General features: G+C 48.4%; 2 protein-coding genes. One reads left to right on the top strand and one right to left on the bottom strand.

The genetic code is table 11. From position 1 onward, the window contains the following. Positions 1-541: 541 nt before the first annotated feature. Positions 542-718: a DUF4278 domain-containing protein gene (locus WH5701_RS17055; RefSeq protein ID WP_009788610.1), complete on the bottom strand. Its 177-nt coding sequence runs from the start codon at positions 716-718 to the stop codon at positions 542-544. Between the two features lie 377 nt (positions 719-1095). On the opposite strand from WH5701_RS17055, the gene WH5701_RS18555 reads away from it, so the two are divergent. Then, on the top strand, positions 1096-1494 hold a 399-nt coding region (locus WH5701_RS18555; RefSeq protein ID WP_037981794.1), incomplete at its 3' end, for a hypothetical protein.

A 1494-nucleotide genomic window follows, 5' to 3' on the forward strand; every position in this document is an offset into this window, starting at 1 on the left:
ACGCGCCGCTCTGATCGCTTTAGTGAAGAGCGGAGTCTGCGGAGTGGTCAAGAAAAACCCCATGCCGAGATGGCTTATCTGGGGGGATAGGGCTATCTGGTGCCGTTTATTGGATATTTATGAAATCGTTTCTAGTTCTTAGAGCCTTTCTTGTGGTTGTCCTAAAGAGCGTGAAAGTGCTTTCTGCAGTCATCAAGAGTGATCACACACTCAACACCTTGGTCTCGATTCACCACGCGGTAGGTCTGGCCGGTGGCCATGCATTTCGTCCGGGCATCCACGAAAGCTTTAAATTCCGTTTTGCGTTGGATTTCAGGCTGCCAGTGAGTGCCTGATTTTCTCTCGATTGTGAACATGGCGGGACCTAACCCTTGCACCATGGCTCTGATGGCGACCAGTTGTTCAGAAACTTCGGAAAAAACTCGGGATCACTCCTGTAAGTACGTGGAGGATGTGAGTTTGCCCATCTCTGAGCGCTTGCTAGGGAGTCGCTTCTGCCTGCTCAGGTTCACAAGAACCTTGGCAGGCAGAAGGGTGATGCTCAGCTGCAGCGCACGTACTGCAGGCCGCGGTAAGTCAGTACAACCGACTGCTCAGTTTTTGCTGCCTGTTGGCGCGTCTTGTAGATGTGACGTCGATAGGTGAGCTGAACGCTTGTGGGCTGTTCAGTGACGTGAGGCTGTTGATACTGATGGCCTCTGTACAGAAGGGAAGTCATGGTGATTGTTCAAGCAAGCTCCCAGGTCCCCGTTCCATGGCCTGAGGTGTGATGCGCTTTGCGTATCAGCAAAGTGAACGTTGTGTAGCTGTTGCTACAGCAAAATTTTCCCTAACAACAAATAGCAATGGAGTTCAGACTGATACATCTTTAGGATTTCTTATGAAACTAGGTTGCTTTCTCGTTCATGATTTGCAGTTTTCGCTGGATTCTTAGCTGACGACCCTTCTCAAAAGGGCTGGTGATTAGGTCGTGAATGTTGTTCTTGGGTTTGGAATGGATTGGAGCGTATTGCTTAAAGCGTGGCTGTTGGCACTAAAAAACTTTATTGACTCGGTCAAAGTAGTGGGAAATAAATTGGGAATTCCCATTGCTACATGTTTGAGTTGATTTCGTACGAACGATTTAGGGATACGCCTGCAGTGCGGTTTTTTGATGTCACGATAGGGTCGTCAAATGCCCGTGATCTTGTTATTCATAGTGGGCCTGCCATTAGTCCTCCAAATGATCTGAAAACAGGAGACTGGCAATTTTATTTACATCCCCACCAGGAAGATAATCTCCTCGCTGCAAGTGGAGGGCGTACGTTTTATCTCGTTAATCTTTCTTGGGATCAGCCTTTTCATATTGTTCGTTTAGCGGCTGGAGGCGACATCCTCCGTATCCCTCCTGGAACGTTTCATCGATCCATCTCTGATTTGGATGGATCAGTTGTGCTGAATCAAGCGGTTCGTGACCAGGGAGCATCGTTGACCCGTGAATTCCGTGTTTACAAC

Origin of the sequence: Synechococcus sp. WH 5701 (assembly GCF_000153045.1) — a bacterium.
Taxonomy (GTDB): domain Bacteria; phylum Cyanobacteriota; class Cyanobacteriia; order PCC-6307; family Cyanobiaceae; genus Regnicoccus_A; species Regnicoccus_A antarcticus.

What these genes read in the sequence shown, in the direction of transcription:
- WH5701_RS17055 (WP_009788610.1), bottom strand. Translation starts at nt 718, where the DNA reads ATGACTTCCCTTCTGTACAGAGGCCATCAGTATCAACAGCCTCACGTC.